We start from the raw sequence: 17,255 nt of genomic DNA, 5'->3' as shown, positions 1-17,255 counted from the left end.
GTGATTAGAAAGAAGCTGAGCTCTTGCCACACTTTACCATTCGCCGTAGTCCAATCGTCTCTTGAAGGTAAAATTTGGAGGTCATTTTTTTCCAGTATACCAGTAAAATTATAACTACAGACTCGAGGGCAAACATCTTCTAATTTTTCCACATAGTTATCCACTAATTTTGTGAATAAAAAAATAGCCCTACCCTTCCACCTTAAGATGGGCCATTAACCAATCTGCTTCCTCTAAAGAGTCAAAACTTATCACCACCCTACCTTTTCCTCCATCATTAAAATGCATGTTAACTTTGGATGAAAGTTTTTTCGATAATTGTGCCATCCAATCTTTCGTTTTTTGTTCAAATTGGGGATCTAGAAAAAACTCTTGTTTATCTTCTGGCATATTTAAGCGCTGAACCAATTTTTCAGTTTCCCTAACGGATAAAGACTTATTGATAATTATTTTTGCTGTTTCTGCTTGTTGTATACTCGACAAACTTAATAAAGCTCTGGCATGCCCCATTTCTAGTAATCCCATTTTTAACATTTCTTTTACTTCATCCGTGAGAGTAAGCAATCTAAGAAGATTAGTAACTGTTGTTCGCGATCTACCTAAAGTTTCAGCAACTTCACCATGCGTCATGTAACACTCTTCTATTAACCGCTGTATAGCTTGTGCTTCTTCCAATGGGTTTAAATCTTCTCTTTGAATGTTTTCAATTAAAGAAACTGCCATCCCGTTTGCTTTATTATATTTTCTGATGATTGCAGGGATTTTTTCTAATCCTACTATTTTAGCTGCACGCCAACGCCGTTCACCCGCAATAATTTGATATTCATTCCTATTATGATCTCTTTCTTTGACAAGAATAGGCTGTATAATCCCATGCTGTCGAATTGACGAGGCCAGTTCTTCTAGTGAAGCATCGCTAAAAAACTTTCTAGCCTGATTTTGATCTGGATAAATTTTTGATAAACACAGATCAATTGCTTCCAAGGATTGTATGTCATTTTTTAGATTAATTGGTTCAAAGGCAGGAAATTTCATATTAAACCGCCTCCATTTTAATGGGCTTCTCTAAATAATGTTGCTTTAATTTTTCCCGGGTTTCCAGAACAAATTTCTGCATGTTTTTAACATGCTCTTGATTATCTCCAGCTTTAGTATAACCTGATAGTTTTTCCCAATGATTAAGCTCTGCCTGTAAAGCGAATAATTTCTTTTCCCACTCAATTTGTTCATTAGATTCTTTTTCTTGAGAACCGTCTGGCTTAGATTCTTCCTTGAATTTATAATCATATTTTAAAGCACTAATAAAATATGGAATTGGATAAAAACCTGTGCGCTCTTTTTTTGCATATTTCTTGGTATAGTTAATCTTCTCTTGAATATATTCTTCTGAGTAGTTATTTATAATATTTTCTAATATAGACTCATTTAATATACCAAAAGTTACTTTTATTTCTTTATGCATCTTCTCATTTTCATAATCAATACAGCTGACTTCTGATTTTATTGTATTTTTTTTATTCTGGACTAACACCTCAAATCCAGTAATTTTTCTACCAACTCTTATTGATCCAAACTAACAGCAAAATTAGCTCGATCATTAACCTCTTCTAATGAAGGCGAAATGACATTTCTTGTAAGTTCCCGCATACTTGGATATTTATCTTCAGGAACTCCTAAAATTTTTCTAAATGTATCTAACGAAATAATTTTATTTTTTTGTAAGTTAATAAACCGTGTACTATTTTCATAAAGAGCATGACCATATTTCGATTCAAATTCAGATTGCAGATCAATGTCAATAGTACCGTATATAGATGGATTAACTAGTAAATCAAGCATGATTTTATGAAAAGAAAAATTGATGGTATTATCCTGATAGAACGTAGGTGCACCATGTAAAACTCGTAAATTTAAAAAAGAGATATCTGTAGGTACCTTATCTTTCAATAAATTCCATTCTATTTTTAATGATGCCAACCCATCAATGGACTCTTTTAGATATTGGGTATTATTACTATTGAACTTAACTGCTTTTAACAGCTTAGAAAAAGGCATATTGCATTCGACAGCGACCGAATTTTGATGGTTATTTATGCGGCCATCTCCTTTTATTGCTTCATACAAAAGCACATTGACAATTTTCCGTTGCAATACACTCATTAAAGAGTATGCATGAATAATTGTTACATGTTTACGTATTGTTTTTTCAGCGAACATTACCCATTCCGTTTGGCCTTTTTTCTTATTTTTTCCTCATCATTCTACTCAAAATAGCAGCGCGTATTATGGCAGTTTGAGGGCCTCTTATATCAGGATATTCCTTTACAACTTCACTTCTCATATCAGAAAAAAAACATCGTTGCTTAAATGTCATGTAAATTTTATCAAATACAAAATTTTCACTATTCCCTTCTGCATTGAGTACCATTTCTTTGTAATCAGGATTTTCCTTTAACATTATGATGGCTTCGTTTACCCAATCAGTTTTCTTTTTTAAATTATATTTTTCAGAATTTAACAGAATTTCTCTGAGTGACTCTTTAATTTCTTTATTAATAGTAAATGTAATAATTTTCTTATCGTCTTCATTATTATTGAGTTTCAGTTTATTCATTTTAATCACACTTCCTGAGCAATTAGAGGAATTATTTTTTTAAAGCACTCCTCAACTGATTTACCATTATTCCATTGGACATTATTGCTTAACATATTCATTTGCTCGACGATGCTCTCGTGTAGAATGTTGCTTGAAACTAAGGCATCAAAGATAATTTTGGCAATATTGGGTTTTACCTTACCTAAACTAACATTTAATTGTTTACGTCCTCTTATTTCTTTTTTTGTAACTAATGAAAATTCGAGTTCTTTTTTTAGCTTAACAATTGCTTCAAAGGATAGATTTTCTATGGCAGCCTTTAAAAGAACTTGTTGATGTTCTGCATTTTCAACTGAAATAATTAATTCAATTAACTTTATATTCTCTATTTTTCCTTCAACAATCGCTTGTTTTATGTCTGGGCTAGCTTGCAGAATCAGAATATATCTTCGAGATTGTGTTATGGACATTCCTGTTAAGTCACTTAAAACTTTTGATGTTATTTTCTCGTTATCATTTTTTCCTTTATTTTCGTTTAAATATTCCTTAACAATAGCCTCAATGCTCGCAACTCTTTCAGCCAGAGATAAGTCAACACGCTCATTATTCTCAATCCACTGTAGAACTCTTAACTTTGTACCAACAGGTCGTTGACTTGCAATTCTTGCTATAATTTCCTTTTTACCAGCAATCGCTGAGGCCAAGGTTCTACGTTCACCAGCGATTAAACGACATTTGTTCCCAAACCTGTATACAAATATGGGGTTAATTAACTGATCATCTAGTATAGTTTTTGCTAATGACTCAAGTGACTTCCAATCATTTTTCTTTTTTGCATAGTCAGGATCAGAAGGATCTATTCCATTCATAGCATCATGAAGAGTTAGTGCTAGTTCACGATTGTTTTCTGGATCAAGTTCTATTTTATCTAAGGATAATACTTCTATTGACAGTTCCCCAGCATAATCATTGGCAATCGCCAGTGTTCTTGATATGGCTTCCTTTGTCTCTCCGGTTTTGACTGGATTTAGTTTGAATTTACTAACCATAAGAAGCCTCCTTTTCTTCTATTTTGTTGTATACATTATGAAATACCCTGTCATATACATAAGAACACCATTTTTCACTCTCAATTCTAGCTAGATGTGTTTGCGGTAGATTAAATACACAATTAGGTTTTGCATCTTCTACTACCAATTCTGAATAAATAGTTCTTTGGGCGATCGGAGGTAACAACCATTCTTCTGATTTCTCTATCGAACGCAAGTCATTAAGGAACTTAGTATGTACTGCTGTTTTACGAACTTGGTTAGGTAAAATTCCCGCTATTTTGATTGTGTCATCTTTTACTCTTCTAAGTTGCTCTTGTGAAATTGCTTGGATCATACCTATGGTTCCATTAATACCATATTGTTCTAGTTCGGTTGGCAATAGTCCATGAGTTGCTGCTCGCAACCCTGCCATTGTTAGTGGGCCAAACTGTGGATTCGTATCAATAATAACAAATTGGTAATCACTGTGGGTTGACAGCATTTCGGTAAATTCTTTAAGACGATTTATAACTTTTTCTTTTACATCAACTTTTAGAACACGTTGTGCATCTTCCAGTAATGAAGCAAAAGAAGGGAAACAATGTAAATTGTCAACCCATGTTGGGTATGGATAAATAGATTTACCTATGAATATATCTGCAATACTACTAACACCATCCCAATGTGGATCATCTTCTGGTAAGTTATTAGGATCCCACTCTGGATGCGCTTTAGGCATATAACCCGTTGGGTGAGCAGGATCTCTGGTAGTTGGAATTAGGCTAGATGAAGAATTACCTTGTGGGTCTAAATCAATAAATGCCCCTTTCATGTTTTTACATTTAGCTAGATATTGTGCAAGAGTGAGTGCAATAGTTGATTTGCCAATCCCTCCTTTGTTTCCGGCTGTTGTAATTACTTTCATCCATCCCCCTTCTTACAATAAGGTGTTTTGTACTATTTGTTATTAGGCTATCTTCTTTGAAATGAATTTGCAAGCGGTAATTTGTACTATTCTTTTAAATTTATAAAAAAGAAAAATATATATCTTTTTTCTTCTATTCATAGATTCCTTATATAAAACACAGTAACTAATTGATTTTAAATGATTTATGAAAGGATAATTGTGTATCTATTTGGGAGTGATAGTGTAGGTTTATGAGTTTTTCTGTGTAGTAATATGGGGTTCAAAAGGTTTTTTAATCATATGTGTAGCTTTATGGGGTATTGTGGTGTAGTTATATGATAATGGTGTAGATTTATGGGAGAGATTTTAACTTTTATCCATAATCTACCTAATGCAATGAATGCTAGATTTTAGGCGGCTGGATCTTTTGCTCTAGAAACTTTGAAAATTCGGAGTGGCAAGTGGTATTGCGAATCTCAGTAAAAGATTATCCTGATGTTTGTTTGGGTATACTTATCTTTTGTATTAAATCTCTACCCTGCAATAAGATATGTTTAACTGGATAGTACCACACTATACTTTTTGCGTTTGCTCGAATAAGTCGCACATTGATTAACTTTGATAATAGAATAAATTCGGGAATAGATATAAACGAATGTTATTTCCATATTCTAGATTTCATTTCTAGTTGTAACAGAATAACTTCATTTGCGATTAAATAATCATACCAATTGCTACTTTGTAGCGGTGTTAGTTTGTGATTAATTCTTGCTAAGTATCTTGGTTATTCAGCTATATATGCCCGTAATAAGGGTCCACGTATTGAGTTAAATCTATTATAAGTAACCATCCAAAAACATTTATAACAACTCCCGATATGCGTTAAACTCAAATTGAATAGGGTCAAGCAAATTTATTTTCATTGTAATGCCAGATAAATTTTCTAATACGAGCAATCAATTGCTCAATACAAGTAAATCCATTCGCACCATATATTTTCCTCTTCAACCACTTCCAAAATAGCTCAATTGGATTATATTCAGGTGAATATGGTGGTAAAAAAAATAACTCCACCCATTCGTGTTTTTTCACAAATTTTGAAACCTTTTTGCTGCGATGAATAGAGCCATTATCAATAATCATCACTATCTTTTTGTTGGGTTTAGCTTTTATGTAATTGATGTAGAAATTGAATAAATATCTTAGAGTTCCTCTTTCGGCTTGTTTCCAATAAAAAGCTTGTGAGCTTAAACTCAGAGCACCAAATAATGTTTTACTTTCTCTCATTTTGTTGGTGTGGACGGGTTTTTTTTCGCCACGTTTAAACCAACCTCTCTCTACATAGGGTTCGTTTGAGAAGTGAGACTCATCTGCAAATAATATTTCTATTTCATGCTCTAACTTTTGTTTACTTAGCGATGCAACCATTTTTTCAATATAAGCTGCTTTATCTTCTTTACTCGGCGCATTCAGTGGGGGCTTTTTAGAATAGCGTTTATATACCCATCCATGCTCATGAAGTGCTCGCTTTACTGTTGTCGCACTCACAGAGCCAACCGTTTTAGTCAATTGATCTAATTGAAGATTAATTTGCCATCCAGACTGTTGGTAACCGTACTCCTTGGGCGATACACTTAGCAATTGGTTGAGCTCTTCCTTGACTTTTTCTCTCAATTGATTCGGTCGACCGCTTGAATTTTTATCTATTAATCCTGAAATGCCAAAATGTAAATAACGTTTTATCCAACATCTCACCGTGTGTGGATTACGACTCAATTGCGCTGAGATTTCACCTATACTTTTGCCTGATGAGGACAGTAAAACATAATACGCTCGCTCCCCTATATTTTTTCCCGTTCGCGAGCCTCTTAGTTTTAGAAGTGTTTGTTTTTGCTCTTGCGTGATAATCACTTTTATCGCTTTACCCATCCTTAAAACTCAGCTACTCCTTAAAAGTTGATGCGGACATTACACTATCTTTATGTTTTATAAAAGATTATGGATGGTTGCTTATTTGTCTTTGTCCATAGCGAAGATTATATTTTTTTAACGAATATTGATCGCTGGTGTTGTTGGAGCTGAGATTAGCTTCTCTACTTGAATGGATAAATTAGTTTTTATAACTATGTATCTATTATCAAGTTAAATAGGTTTATCGCTTAACATTTTTCAATAATCCATTTAACGATAAGATCTTTTCTCTCGCAGTATTTATTTAACTCATTTATAGATCTAAGAAATTTATTCCTGATTTAAGCAAAGCTTGTTTTTTAAATATTAAAGTAATCAACCTATACTAAATGTGTGACGAATTAATTATCTACAAATATTAATTAATAGGGTTGCATTCTAATTTTATGATAATCTTAATTATCTTTAGGATGATGTTTTTTGTTTTTGGACTGTTGAATTTTTTATTAAATTCGATCCTGTCTCTGTTTCAACAAGCGCTTTTAATTTTACGAAACTTCTACTAGGAATTATCGGTTTCATAAATTGTCCCCGGGGATAATTTTAGTAACTTATTGATTATAAACAATAAAAATAAACAATATTCTGTAATTCACATGGGGTTATGGAATGGTGTAGATTTATGAGGCGGCAAATTTTAAAGCAAATTATGGTGATTACAAATTAACAAACGTTTGAGAGAAAAAAATTAACAGGAAAAGTATTCAAACTTAATCGCAAAATATAAACAACTACAACTTAAGTGACAAAATATAAAATTGAGGAGGAAAAATTTGAATAATCATTTATTATACAAAGCGACATCCATGTTAGTTTAATTTTCCTTAACAGCAATGATAATGGAACAATACAGTATAAATTAGGAGTCTGAAATATTGGCGATTTATCATGGGTGTGATGCAATTAAAGCTGTAACGTAGAGGAATTACTATATGACTATTATTGATGCAAGACCTACCTGTTTTTATCATCCGATAAAAGTCATTTTTTTAGATGATAACCGTGCATTTTTGGATGCGTTAGATTTAGAATTTGGCGAAAAATTTAATATACTGACACTTACAAGCTCAGATATGGCTTTTCATCTGATTGATAATGATAGTCAGGATGTTACCCAATCAATTTTCAAATTGATGAATGATGTTAATCTAGATACTACTAATGATCGGGTTATTGGCTTTGATGTTAGTAAAATGTTAAACCTGATTTATGATAAAGCAAGGTTTGAGCATGCCCCACTGTTAGTAGTGGATTATCAAATGCCCGTTATTAATGGAATTGAATTTTGCAAAAAATTAAAGAGAAAAAATCTTTAAAATTATGCTAACGGCAGAAGCAGATAAAGATACAGCGATCAGCGCGTTCAATAACGGTTTAATTGATAAATTTATACTCAAGACAAGCGAAAATCTATATCCAGAAATTACATTAGCTGTCGATGACCTAACTCAGCGCTATTTTAGAGAGTTAACAAAGAATATAGTTAATGCGTATGAAAACTCCATTAGTGATTTATTTGGTAATGAATTATATCAACAATTATTTGCCAGTGTTTTACTGCAAGCACAGGCTGTTGAATATTATCTAGTTGATAATTCAGGGAGTGTTTTATTTCTTGATAAAGATGCCAAACCTACATGGCTTATCATTAGACATGTAAAAGAGCTATCTGATCAATTAGATTTAATGCAGGGATATGAACTACCCAAACAGACTATAGCCGCTGTTGCAAAAAAAGAGAAAATATTATTCTTGTTATCAGAAAAAGAATATAAAAACCAATAAGTGAGTGGATTAACTATTTATTTGATGCGAAAAAGCTAGATAACAATTACTACTACAGTATTACCAAAGATCATTTAACTGATTCTATAAATTGGGGAAGGGTGGTTTCATATTCCTCATATCTAGCAGAGAGATAATTTGGCAGAATTATTCATTCAAAAGAGATAGAAAATAATTTTCAATCTTTACAGTCTGCTCACGAATAGTGCTCATGGAATATAAAAATTTTTCCATCTGTTTTTGATTAATATCGCTGGTCTCCATTGACTGTGAAATTGTATTAATGAAACTCGAAGCCGATTTTGTCATGCTGTTGATGATAACAATTGAGTTTAAAAAATCGTGTTTTAATTTATCTTTATCCGTTGAGTTCATGTTAAATTCCCGTGTGCAAATCGAAAAGGTGGTTCTTTACCAACAATGGATTTAATCCATGGCATTTGGCTAAATCGATCTCTTGAATGGCCAGTGGCAAGATGAACATCAATAAAGCCCTTATCAAAAAGGAGTTTTGCACAATCCTCGCCTCTAACTGTCATTCAGCACCCTAATGGGACCACTTTGTCATCACCTAAAGGGACCACCCCATTAGCACTTAATGGGACCACCTAGTCATCACATAAAGGGACCGGGCTGTCAGCAGCTAAAGGGACCACCCCACCTATCAAACTTTGGTTAAAAATGAACATAATTTTTCTCTGTTTATTCATAAATGGGGAAATGGATGTCAAACCGGAGATTTGAGATGCACGAATATATCATTATTATTAGCCAATTGCGTCAAGGCGCTACGCTCAGAGGGCTGTCCCGTGACAAACTTGCCGATAGAAAAACGCTTAGGAGGGTGCGTGACATTGCGATAGAGCAAGGCTGGTTAGAAAAGGATAAGTCAATCCCCACAGAACAGGAACTGGCGTTATTTTTGAAAAGAGCAGTGCCAATAGCTTTTTGAGCATACAGCCATACCGGGTGAAGATTGAAGAATGGACCAGACAGGGCGTTCAGGCCAGCACTATCTATGCTCATTTACAACGAGAACATGGTTTTAAAAGTAGTTATAGCGTTGTTCAACGCTATATCAAGTCTTACAAGGAAAAACAACGAGCGGTCACCACGATATTAGAGTTTAAACCGGGCGAATCAGCACAGGTTGACTTTGGGCAAGGACCTAAAATTACTGATGGCAAAGGAGAGGAACAGAAGACCTGGATCTTTGTGATGGTGCTCTCCTGGAGCCGTCATATGTATGCAGAAATGGTCTTACATCAGGATGTTGAGACATGGCTTGCCTGCCATCGGCGTGCCTTTGAATGGTTTAATGGTGTTCCAGAAAAAATAATTATAGATAACGCGAAGTGTGCGATTACGAAAGCTTGTTACCACAACCCTTGCGTTCAAAAGGCATATGGGGAGTGCGCATCAGGCTATGGTTTTATTATTTCCCCATGTCCTCCGTATGATCCCCAGAAAAAAGGCCGAGTTGAATCCGGGGTTAAGTACGTTAAAAACCGCTTTGTTCCACTGCGCCAGTTTAGAAGCTTAAACGATGCGAACGAGCAGTTAAAGATCTGGTTAATACAAGAGGCTGGCGCGCAACCACGGCACTACTCATGAAAAGCCTTTGGTTCTATTTGAAATTGAACAACCTCTTCTTAAAAAACTGCCTAACCATCCGCCCGAGTTTGCGGCGTGGGAAAAGGTCAAGCTTCATGGTGATTGCCATGTGCAATACAAGAAATGCCGATATTCAGGTCCATATCGCCTCGCACGGCAAGAGCTTTGGCTTAGAGCAACGGATACAACTATCCGACTGTATTTCAATCATCAACTGGTAGCACTCCATCCGAAACTCGAAATACCAGGCACCAAACATACAATACCAGAACACCTTCCACCGAATGCTTTGGCTTACTCGATGCGAGATGCCCAGTGGTGCCTAAAGCAAGCACATGAAGTTGGAAGCCAATGCGTGATTGCTATTGAGGGACTATTAAATGATTCAGTCGTAGATTATCTTCGGGCTGCACAAAGCATTCTCGGTCTTAGGAAAAATATGGCGATGACCGTCTGGAGGCTGCTTGCCATAGAGCGCTTGTTTTTCAAAGCGTGCATTATAAAACAATCAAGACGATGCTAGAGGTTGGGGCTGAAAAGCAAGCCTTACCGCATGAGGAAGAACCGACAACATTGGCCAAACCCTATTCGGTAGGGGGAAAGTTCTGCCGGAATACGTCCCACTTATTACACTAATACAAACAACAGGAGACAAATGATGATAAACCCGATGCCCGAGCTATCTTCGCAGTTAAAACAACTACGGTTATCGCATGTTGCTGAGAACATCCCGCTGCGTAACCGTGAGTCTATAGAAAAGAAGCTAAGCTACCCTGAGTTTCTGGGATTACTGCTTCAAGATGAGTTATTAGGAAGGGAAAACAAAAATTAAGAACACGAATGAAGCGTGCACGTATCCGTGGTGACAAGACGATAGAATCATTCGATTTTGACTTTAACCTTAAAATCAATCGCGCTCAAATACAGGAGTTAATCTCGTGTTCATTTATTGCAGAAAAAGTTCCCATTCTCATCGTAGGACCTTGTGGAACAGGGAAATCTCATATTGCTCAAGCCATAGCTCATTGTGCGATACAAAGAGGAATCGATACACTCTGGCTTTCGCAAAATCAACTCTTTAATGAGTTGCAAGCAGCTAGAGCATCAGGTCGATTTGATAAAAAGTTCTCAGAACTGGTGAAAATGCCACTACTAATCATCGATGATTTTGGACTAAGACCATTACGCAACCCCCAGGATGAGGATTTTCACGACCTAATCTCGGAAAGATATGAGCGTGCATCAACGATCATTACATCCAATCTGGACTTTAGCGAATGGGGTTCTGCTTTCCCTAATCGATTACTTGCTGCAGCCACTATCGATAGATTAAGACATAATTCATATCGGGTTACATTAGATGGTCCCAGTTACAGAGGAGAGCGAGAAACAAAAAAGCGAAAATAACATGTATAATTAACTAAAAGTGGACAAGTTTGATAGGTACCGTTTTGACATTTTAGGCGGTCCCATTAGCTGCTGATCGACGGTCCCTTTAGCATGCTGAATGACAACTATTAATTATCAACGCATATATAAGATATAAAACCAACAAAAGGAGACAAAAAGAATAGAAAAAAGTACCACTTATATGAATTAGTTTTGACTTAATCTGACACAACTACTTGAAAAAGTGAGAGTTTCCGGTTTTGATAGAAGTGCGAACTTTAAACAAAACCAAAAGGAAAACTCTCATGATAGATAATAACGTTAAAATTATTAAACATAAAGTTGGTCTGTTGAATCTTGCCGAAGAATTGGGCAATGTGTCGAGGGCATGCAAAGTAATGGGTTTATCCCGAGACACATTTTATCGCTACAAATCAGCTGTTGAGACTGGAGGAGTTGAGGCTCTATTTGATCAAACTCGTAGAAAACCTAACCATAAAAACCGAGTTGAAGAGCCTATTGAACTAGCTGTAAAGGATTATGCAATTGAATATCCAGCTCATGGCCAACTACGCACCAGTAATGAATTACGTAAGAAAGGCATTTTTGTGTCTCCAAGTGGCGTTCGCAGTGTATGGCTCCGATATAATTTAGCTAACTTTAAAGACCGACTAAAAGCCCTGGAAGATAAAGTAGCGTCTGAAGGCATCATTTTGACAGAATCCCAGGTAGCAGCTTTGGAAAAGAAAAAATTTGACGATGAAGCCTGTGGTGAAATTGAAACAGCCCACCCCGGATATCTTGGCTCACAAGATACTTTTTATGTTGGAACGCTCAAGGGTGTAGGCAGGGTTTACCAGCAAACATTCGTTGATACCTATAGCAAAGTTGCATTTGCCAAGCTCTATACTACGAAAACACCAATTACATCAGCAGATATCCTGAATGATAAAGTGTTACCGTTCTTTGAGCATCATAAACTCCCTATGTTGCGTATTTTAACGGATAGAGGCACTGAATACTGCGGCAAGGTGGAGCATCATGATTATCAGCTTTATTTGGCCATCAACAATATTGACCACACCAAAACAAAAGTGCAATCGCCTCAAACAAATGGAATATGTGAACGCTTCCATAAAACAATTTTGCAAGAGTTTTATCAAATCACTTTTCGCAAGAAGCTTTATGATAATATGGATGAACTGCAAAAAGATCTGGACGAATGGCTCCATTATTATAATAATGAGCGCACTCATCAGGGCAAAATGTGCTGCGGACGAACACCGATGCAAACATTGACTGATGGCAAGCAAATCTGGATGGAAAAATTTATAAACTAAATTTGACCTGACAGACACTTCTGAAAAACCGAGAGTGTTCATCTAACTGTGTCACCTCGCTAGTTATCTAAGCCCTATATTTAATCTATCTTCAAAATAGATGTGTAACTGGGAAATGATAAGCGCCCAATTGTGCATGGGCTGATTCCATTTTTCCAGCACTTTTGGCAAGCACAATAAATGAGCTTAATAAGGGCGTTTTCACTGGTGAAAGCGGCTTTATTTTTAGTGTATTTGCGGATTTGTCGATGAAAGCCTTCCACAATGTTAGTAGTATAAATAATGCGCCTGAGTTCTTCTGGGTATTTAAAATATTGGGATAGAGCCTCCCAGTTATTATTCCATGACTTCAATACAGCGGGGTATTTTTGCCCCATTTTATCTCTAACTCTATTAAGTGATGCTCGGCTAGCTCTTTGCTGGTTGCTCTGTACACAAGCTTTAAATCGGCCATGAACGCTTTCTGGTCTTTACTGACTACATACTTTAGGGAGTTGCGAATTTGATGAACCACACAAAGCTGCACTTCGGTTTTAGGAAACACCTCAGCAATCGCCTCAGGAAACCCTTTAAGCCCATCAATGCTTGCAATGAGGATATCCTCTACGCCACGGGCTTTGAGGTCATTTAGAACACCAAGCCAGAAGCGAGCCCCTCATTTTCAGATAAATAAAGACCTAAAATATCCTTCCGCCCCTCCGGTGTTACTGCAAGAACTGTATAAAACGCTTTGCTAGTCACTTTCCCTCGACACGTACTTTAAAATGCATGGCATCTAAAAAGCAATAGGATATACAGACTCCAAAGACCGATTGCGCCATTCGGTAATCATAGGAAGTAATTTATCTGTGATAAGGCTGATTTTAGCTGACGATACTTCTAAACCATACATCTCGGCTAGGTGTTCACTTATGGCTTCGTAGCTCATACCCAGGGCATATAAGGCTAAAACTTTGTTATCTAGGGATTCATTCAATACAGTTTGACGCTTCTTGACAATTTCTGGCTCAAAACTACCGTCTCTATCTCTTGGTGTCTCTAAATCAAAAACACCGGAAGTGGATTGTATGGTCTTGGTCGTTTTGCCATTGCGTCGATTCGTAAGTCCGGTTTCATGGCACGCTTCCATATGCGTGTCCATTTCACCTTCCAAAGCAGCTTCTAATAGTTCTTTGATTAACGGCGTTAATATCCCGTCTTTACCCGTCAAGGATTGACCTGATTTTAATTGAGATATCGCATCTGCTTTGAAATCATTGAAATCAAAATTCGCTAAATCTATTTTTTTATTCTTATTCATTGTCACCTCTACAAAATTGTACAAATTATATCAATTTTTTAGAGATGACACAGTTATTTGAACACTACCGAAAAACCGGCAACTGTCAGATCAAGTTTGAACTACTACAACTTATATTCCAATTAATTCCCAATCCCCAAAGTACCCCTCTTTGGTTTTAATTAAATCCTCATAAACACGCATCTCTAAACCATCAGCAATCTCATCCCAACCGGTTACTTCCTTGGCTATATTAAAATAATCATCATTAATAAAAAACACTCTAGGAACTCCGTATGTCCAGATAATGCCATCAACACCAAAAAGTGTTGCTCCTTCAAAGCCCCAATCATCCATTTCTTGTTCTGGGGTATTGCGTCCGTGGTATAGTCTTAATTTCATCAATGTTCCTTTTATCTTGCTATTGTTAACACGCTATTTTCAAGATGAGGCAAAGGGATTTTTCTTTGCCTCTAAAAAATTCCTTTACCTTTTTATTTCCATCATTTTTTCGGTTAACGTCCACAACGCACGATTTAATTTCACATTTTGATCAATGGCTTTTACTTCTCTCGTTTTTGTTCGAGTGGTGTAACCGTATTTATTTAAACGATGGCCACGGATCCCTCCTTTAATTAAATTTTCTTGTAGGACATTAAACACCGTAAACAAATCATTATCTTTTTGATCCACATAACGCCTTGGTTGCAATAAACGCTCAGGAGCAACGATCATTGCGCCCTCATCATCAGAAAATTTTAGAGAATGGGCAGCTTCGGCAAAAATCATCTTTTCAGTATCGTTTAAATGAATTGAAGCCATATCATCTGATACATCGAGCATCTTGTTCGCGGTTTCAATCACCTTATAAGTACCTTCAATAACGTTCCCAACAACATCTCCCTGATGTTTAATTCTAATTTCGTCATAGGATTGTCCCGCAATCATTCCATTACCACACACAACCCGAAAAAGACCCGCCATTAGGCGATAAGAAGACAGGCCATCATGAGAATTGATAAGAACAAGTTCTGGATAAAGTCCCTGATTATTTTGAATGACATCATGGCGTTGAAAACGGAGCATGTGTTTTGCAAATGCTTTCGATTCTTGACTCAGGCTTTTGGTCTGAGTTGCCCAAGTTGGAAAAAATCCTTCTGACATTAATTTTTCAATGATTTGCTCTGTTGAGATGGGTGAGTACTGATCACTTGTTTTGTGGGAACTTTCTTGTGTGAATATGGAAGGGGCTAATTTAAATAGTTTTTCTTTTGATAAAATGGGTAACATTATGTTTTCTCCTATGTTTTTACTATTGTTCTCAAGGAACAAATACAGTATCTCAAAAAAGCGCGTAATCGTCAACAATTATTATAAAATATATTTATAAAAATTATTTACCAAAAATGTTGATATTTATTGCTGCCCTTGTTATATTGTTCTTGTCCTAATGACACATAGTAAAAACATAGGAGAACACAATGACTATTCCAGAAATTATCCAGCAACAATTGCTGCACACGAATAAAGCGATCGTTTGGTCTTGGGGCGTATCTAAATGGCATGAACTATCATCTAATGCACTTGCAATAAGAGTTCATGCGCGTTATTTAGATGGTTTTGTCTGTATCGAGTTGGATGAGGCGCAAGACTTATACAATATTTCCTTTTACCTTAACAAAGACTTTTCAGACATGCTAGTGTGGCCAGTGATACCCTATAAACCGATAAAAGGAGTCTATTGCGATCAACTGGTTGAATTCATTGATAACAGAATAGAAAGAATACCCGATTATAAATACTGACTATTGCCCTACTCCCTACCGTAGGGAGTAGGCCATTAACAGGAGTAGATTCATGAAAAAACTATCGTTTGCCGTTAAAGCAAACATGAATAAACCACCTAGAGTTCACGTGCAATCAGCCGATAAAAAAACAACCTATGGCTCATTTCAAGCAAATAACTGCGATGAATTCGATAGCTGGGACAAATTAAGCCAGGACGAAGCCATTGAACTAAAGCACTACATGAATAATCTTGTGGCTATTGAGCATTATTTTTCCACAAAGGCTCTGTCCGAACAAAAAGATTTTAGGATCCGATTACCAGGTAGTTTTATTGATGCTATTGATGAGCTCAGCAGGTTATGCTTTGAAGAACACATCGACTTGAATGTTTATGATGCCATGATAAGTGCCGCTATTGGGCAACTTAAAATAAAGACAGCAAGCCTTCCTGATGAAAAAAAACAGCAAGCGCTTACACTGCTTAATCAACTAGGATTATCTGAAAATGTAAAAACAGATGTTTCCTTGAAAATACAGGCGATATTTTCTGAATTATTATCCATTCATAACAAATCAGAAAAACTGCACCAAAAAGCCAGAACGCTTTTCAATAAAGATAAAAGTATTGCGCCAAAAACCATTGAAGAAATCGCAAAAGGTGAATTATCAACCTCTAAATGGTTAGTAGCTTGTGCTGTAGAGATTTTACTGGAGGAAAAACCAGATATAGTGCAAAAAATATTAACTGATGACGATATCTTGTTTTTGTGGGCAAATCCATTACTAAAAAATCATAGACCGCTCAAGGAACTGCTCGATAAACTAGAATCTTTGAATAACTCGGAAACGTTAAGCAATAAACTAAAATCCATGGATTAAGTTTAGTTAAATACTTTCCAAATTATCACATTTATGCTATAAATTATTATGAAAATAAAATTTTACCAAAAACAATCGGGCAAAAACCCCGTGGCGGAATTTCTAAATGATTTGCCGTCCGATGAGATAGCGCGACTTGCTGGTTGTTTAAAGAGTATTGAAGAGCTAGGGTTTGACAGCCCAAGGGTACAATTCAGGCAAATAAAAGGCTCGCTTTGGGAAATTAAAATTAAAACATCGCGCAGTGGTTATCGGTTTTTTTATGTGTGCATTCAAAAAGAAATCATCGTTCTTTTACATGCCTATAAAAAACAATCACAAAAAGCGCCAAAGCAAGAAATTGAACTGGCTGAAAAACGAATGATGGAGGTATACGAGAATGAAAGCACTTACCTTAAATGAATTTATTGACGATAAAATCAATCAAGATGAAGAATTTGCCAAGCACTATGAGCGTGAGCAAATTATTAATAATATAGCAGTAATGATTGTAAATGCCCGTAAAAAGCGACATATGACACAATCTGAATTGGCTAATAAAATTGGAACCAAACAATCGGTTATTTCTCGCCTTGAAAGTGGCAATAGTTCATTTATTCCCTCATTAGAGACCCTGGTGAAGGTTGCTGATGCGCTGAACATGCACTTAAAATTGCAATTACAGGCCTAATTACTC

At 36.0% G+C, this 17,255-nt stretch carries 17 protein-coding genes and 4 pseudogenes; 9 read left to right on the top strand and 12 right to left on the bottom strand.

Annotation, left to right across the window (positions count from 1 at the left end):
* Positions 1 to 189: 189 nt before the first annotated feature.
* The 7 genes from GH742_RS15270 to GH742_RS15245 form a co-directional block, all read right to left on the bottom strand.
* Positions 190 to 1,035, bottom strand: a complete 846-nt coding sequence (locus tag GH742_RS15270) for a ParB/RepB/Spo0J family partition protein (protein ID WP_021460571.1) — start codon at positions 1,033 to 1,035, stop codon at positions 190 to 192.
* Position 1,036: 1 nt separating this feature from the next.
* A complete protein-coding gene (locus tag GH742_RS15675) occupies positions 1,037 to 1,531 on the bottom strand; it encodes a hypothetical protein (RefSeq protein WP_239005344.1) in 495 nt (164 codons plus the stop codon).
* Positions 1,532 to 1,560: 29 nt separating this feature from the next.
* The gene (locus GH742_RS15670) at positions 1,561 to 2,217 is read right to left on the bottom strand and encodes a replication initiation protein (protein ID WP_239005343.1); all 657 of its coding nucleotides are present in this window, start codon (positions 2,215 to 2,217) and stop codon (positions 1,561 to 1,563) included.
* Positions 2,218 to 2,242: 25 nt separating this feature from the next.
* A complete protein-coding gene (locus tag GH742_RS15260; protein WP_021582605.1) occupies positions 2,243 to 2,614 on the bottom strand; it encodes a hypothetical protein in 372 nt (123 codons plus the stop codon).
* A gap of 5 nt (positions 2,615 to 2,619) precedes the next feature.
* Positions 2,620 to 3,645, bottom strand: a complete 1,026-nt coding sequence (locus tag GH742_RS15255; RefSeq protein ID WP_021582606.1) for a ParB N-terminal domain-containing protein — start codon at positions 3,643 to 3,645, stop codon at positions 2,620 to 2,622.
* Positions 3,638 to 4,552, bottom strand: a complete 915-nt coding sequence (locus GH742_RS15250; protein WP_010655313.1) for a ParA family protein — start codon at positions 4,550 to 4,552, stop codon at positions 3,638 to 3,640. Before GH742_RS15250 ends, GH742_RS15255 begins: the two co-directional genes overlap by 8 nt.
* Positions 4,553 to 5,437: 885 nt before the next feature.
* The gene (locus GH742_RS15245; protein WP_021460567.1) at positions 5,438 to 6,463 is read right to left on the bottom strand and encodes an IS630 family transposase; all 1,026 of its coding nucleotides are present in this window, start codon (positions 6,461 to 6,463) and stop codon (positions 5,438 to 5,440) included.
* A gap of 974 nt (positions 6,464 to 7,437) precedes the next feature.
* Here GH742_RS15245 and GH742_RS15665 point away from each other — a divergent pair.
* Together GH742_RS15665 and GH742_RS15660 are read left to right on the top strand one after the other, a co-directional pair.
* Positions 7,438 to 7,821, top strand: a complete 384-nt coding sequence (locus GH742_RS15665; protein ID WP_239005342.1) for a hypothetical protein — start codon at positions 7,438 to 7,440, stop codon at positions 7,819 to 7,821.
* A 4-nt stretch (positions 7,822 to 7,825) separates the two neighbouring features.
* Entirely contained in the window at positions 7,826 to 8,290 is a 465-nt protein-coding gene (locus GH742_RS15660) for a hypothetical protein (protein WP_239005341.1), read from the top strand.
* Positions 8,291 to 8,437: 147 nt separating this feature from the next.
* Here the strand turns inward: GH742_RS15660 and GH742_RS15235 are convergent, their stop codons facing one another.
* Entirely contained in the window at positions 8,438 to 8,665 is a 228-nt protein-coding gene (locus GH742_RS15235; protein ID WP_021460565.1) for a hypothetical protein, read from the bottom strand.
* A gap of 370 nt (positions 8,666 to 9,035) precedes the next feature.
* Between GH742_RS15235 and istA the strand changes: the two are divergent.
* From istA to GH742_RS15220, 3 pseudogenes are all read left to right on the top strand, one after another.
* Positions 9,036 to 10,540: pseudogene (gene istA / locus GH742_RS15230) on the top strand (IS21 family transposase).
* 25 nt (positions 10,541 to 10,565) lie between these two features.
* Positions 10,566 to 11,311: pseudogene (gene istB, locus GH742_RS15225) on the top strand (IS21-like element helper ATPase IstB).
* A 287-nt stretch (positions 11,312 to 11,598) separates the two neighbouring features.
* Positions 11,599 to 12,679: pseudogene (locus tag GH742_RS15220) on the top strand (IS481 family transposase).
* A gap of 34 nt (positions 12,680 to 12,713) precedes the next feature.
* Here GH742_RS15220 and GH742_RS15215 read toward each other — a convergent pair.
* The 3 genes and pseudogenes from GH742_RS15215 to GH742_RS15205 form a co-directional block, all read right to left on the bottom strand.
* Positions 12,714 to 13,933: pseudogene (locus tag GH742_RS15215) on the bottom strand (IS256 family transposase).
* 111 nt (positions 13,934 to 14,044) lie between these two features.
* Positions 14,045 to 14,314, bottom strand: coding sequence for a hypothetical protein (locus GH742_RS15210; RefSeq protein ID WP_021460508.1), 270 nt, complete (start codon positions 14,312 to 14,314; stop codon positions 14,045 to 14,047).
* A gap of 84 nt (positions 14,315 to 14,398) precedes the next feature.
* Positions 14,399 to 15,202, bottom strand: a complete 804-nt coding sequence (locus GH742_RS15205) for a DUF932 domain-containing protein (protein ID WP_021460509.1) — start codon at positions 15,200 to 15,202, stop codon at positions 14,399 to 14,401.
* Positions 15,203 to 15,393: 191 nt separating this feature from the next.
* Here GH742_RS15205 and GH742_RS15200 point away from each other — a divergent pair, with 191 nt between their 5' ends.
* Positions 15,394 to 15,717 (top strand): hypothetical protein, encoded by a 324-nt coding sequence (locus GH742_RS15200; RefSeq protein WP_021460510.1) that lies wholly within the window; start codon positions 15,394 to 15,396, stop codon positions 15,715 to 15,717.
* Between the two features lie 340 nt (positions 15,718 to 16,057).
* Here GH742_RS15200 and GH742_RS15910 read toward each other — a convergent pair whose 3' ends face one another.
* Positions 16,058 to 16,168, bottom strand: a complete 111-nt coding sequence (locus GH742_RS15910) for a (2Fe-2S)-binding protein (protein ID WP_162262799.1) — start codon at positions 16,166 to 16,168, stop codon at positions 16,058 to 16,060.
* A gap of 57 nt (positions 16,169 to 16,225) precedes the next feature.
* Here GH742_RS15910 and GH742_RS15905 point away from each other — a divergent pair, with 57 nt between their 5' ends.
* From GH742_RS15905 to GH742_RS15180, 3 genes are read left to right on the top strand one after another with little or no spacing between them, the layout of a single operon-like run.
* Positions 16,226 to 16,579: a hypothetical protein gene (locus tag GH742_RS15905; RefSeq protein WP_131795759.1), complete on the top strand. Its 354-nt coding sequence runs from the start codon at positions 16,226 to 16,228 to the stop codon at positions 16,577 to 16,579.
* A gap of 48 nt (positions 16,580 to 16,627) precedes the next feature.
* Positions 16,628 to 16,981 carry a type II toxin-antitoxin system RelE/ParE family toxin gene (locus tag GH742_RS15185; protein WP_021460512.1) on the top strand — a complete coding sequence of 118 codons (354 nt, stop codon included), beginning with the start codon at positions 16,628 to 16,630 and terminating at the stop codon, positions 16,979 to 16,981.
* Positions 16,959 to 17,249 carry a helix-turn-helix domain-containing protein gene (locus tag GH742_RS15180; RefSeq protein ID WP_021460513.1) on the top strand — a complete coding sequence of 97 codons (291 nt, stop codon included), beginning with the start codon at positions 16,959 to 16,961 and terminating at the stop codon, positions 17,247 to 17,249. The genes GH742_RS15185 and GH742_RS15180 overlap by 23 nt, the downstream gene beginning before the upstream one ends.
* Positions 17,250 to 17,255 lie beyond the last annotated feature (6 nt).

This window comes from Legionella sp. MW5194, from assembly GCF_016864235.1.
Lineage (GTDB): Bacteria > Pseudomonadota > Gammaproteobacteria > Legionellales > Legionellaceae > Legionella_C.
The sequence above is the reverse complement of the archived record's forward strand: the minus strand, read 5'-3'. Positions and strand labels throughout refer to the sequence as shown.

What these genes read in the sequence shown, in the direction of transcription:
- GH742_RS15180 (WP_021460513.1), top strand. Translation starts at nt 16,959, where the DNA reads ATGAAAGCACTTACCTTAAATGAATTTATTGACGATAAAATCAATCAA.
- GH742_RS15245 (WP_021460567.1), bottom strand. Translation starts at nt 6,463, where the DNA reads ATGGGTAAAGCGATAAAAGTGATTATCACGCAAGAGCAAAAACAAACA.
- GH742_RS15665 (WP_239005342.1), top strand. Translation starts at nt 7,438, where the DNA reads ATGACTATTATTGATGCAAGACCTACCTGTTTTTATCATCCGATAAAA.
- GH742_RS15270 (WP_021460571.1), bottom strand. Translation starts at nt 1,035, where the DNA reads ATGAAATTTCCTGCCTTTGAACCAATTAATCTAAAAAATGACATACAA.
- GH742_RS15210 (WP_021460508.1), bottom strand. Translation starts at nt 14,314, where the DNA reads ATGAAATTAAGACTATACCACGGACGCAATACCCCAGAACAAGAAATG.
- GH742_RS15205 (WP_021460509.1), bottom strand. Translation starts at nt 15,202, where the DNA reads ATGTTACCCATTTTATCAAAAGAAAAACTATTTAAATTAGCCCCTTCC.
- GH742_RS15235 (WP_021460565.1), bottom strand. Translation starts at nt 8,665, where the DNA reads ATGAACTCAACGGATAAAGATAAATTAAAACACGATTTTTTAAACTCA.
- GH742_RS15185 (WP_021460512.1), top strand. Translation starts at nt 16,628, where the DNA reads ATGAAAATAAAATTTTACCAAAAACAATCGGGCAAAAACCCCGTGGCG.
- GH742_RS15250 (WP_010655313.1), bottom strand. Translation starts at nt 4,552, where the DNA reads ATGAAAGTAATTACAACAGCCGGAAACAAAGGAGGGATTGGCAAATCA.
- GH742_RS15660 (WP_239005341.1), top strand. Translation starts at nt 7,826, where the DNA reads ATGCTAACGGCAGAAGCAGATAAAGATACAGCGATCAGCGCGTTCAAT.
- GH742_RS15260 (WP_021582605.1), bottom strand. Translation starts at nt 2,614, where the DNA reads ATGAATAAACTGAAACTCAATAATAATGAAGACGATAAGAAAATTATT.
- GH742_RS15200 (WP_021460510.1), top strand. Translation starts at nt 15,394, where the DNA reads ATGACTATTCCAGAAATTATCCAGCAACAATTGCTGCACACGAATAAA.
- GH742_RS15670 (WP_239005343.1), bottom strand. Translation starts at nt 2,217, where the DNA reads ATGTTCGCTGAAAAAACAATACGTAAACATGTAACAATTATTCATGCA.
- GH742_RS15255 (WP_021582606.1), bottom strand. Translation starts at nt 3,645, where the DNA reads ATGGTTAGTAAATTCAAACTAAATCCAGTCAAAACCGGAGAGACAAAG.